General features: G+C 38.2%; 1 protein-coding gene and 1 pseudogene. Both read left to right on the top strand.

The annotated features are described in order from the left end of the window. Positions 1-378: pseudogene (locus ACP5NR_RS08750) on the top strand (RNA-guided endonuclease IscB); the annotation flags it as partial. A gap of 34 nt (positions 379-412) precedes the next feature. Next, a partial coding sequence (locus ACP5NR_RS08745; RefSeq protein ID WP_428006364.1) for a hypothetical protein occupies positions 413-796 on the top strand: 384 nt, incomplete at its 3' end.

Raw genomic sequence — 796 nt, 5'->3', positions numbered from 1 at the left:
GCCGGGGGGAATGCAACAACAATGAGGACAGAATCATCATTCTTTGCCAAATTTGTAAGAAGGCAGAACAGATCATTGCACAAAGCAAATATGTTAAATGGTGGGAGAAAGAAAGTTAACACGATCAAATCTGCAAAAGGATACAAAAGGTTTGACAAAGTTCTGTACAATGGTGAGGAATGTTTCATATACGGTCTTCGGACAAGTGGATACTTTGATTTAAGGAAATTAGACGGTAGCAAAATACATGCGTCTGCGAACTGGAAAAATTTAAAGAAACTGGAAAGTGCAAAAACATTATTGATAGAAAGGAAGGTGAATGTGGCAATTCCTCTCCAACTTATAGAAGTTGGAGTATCCTTGCCACAAGAACGATGAATCATCAAAACGGTGAAGAAAGCGGGGATCGAAATTGAAAAAATTTTTCTTGGATCCGAATGACTGGGAAACGATAAAACCTTATTTCGATGAACTCCAGAATTATCACCTTACCAAAGAAAATGTCTATGAATACCTTGAAAATTGGAGTGATCTTATAACGGTTTTAGACGATGCTTTTTTTGATGCGAACAGATCCGTTACAGAAAATACGTCTGACAAGAAAGCGGAAGAATTGTTTCTTCACCTTGTGAATGATGTCGTGCCGAAAGTCGAAACAGCCGAACAAAAATTGCGCCAAAAGTTTCTTGAATTGAAAGATTACAAGCCTTCGGAAGAAAATGCGGAACTCCTCTGCAGATGGAAAACAAAAGCGGCACTTTTCAGAGATAAAAATATCCCTCTTTCTGCCGAACTT

Source organism: Athalassotoga sp., assembly GCF_049965695.1.
In the GTDB taxonomy this organism is placed as follows: domain Bacteria; phylum Thermotogota; class Thermotogae; order Mesoaciditogales; family Mesoaciditogaceae; genus Athalassotoga.
The sequence above is the reverse complement of the archived record's forward strand: the minus strand, read 5'-3'. Positions and strand labels throughout refer to the sequence as shown.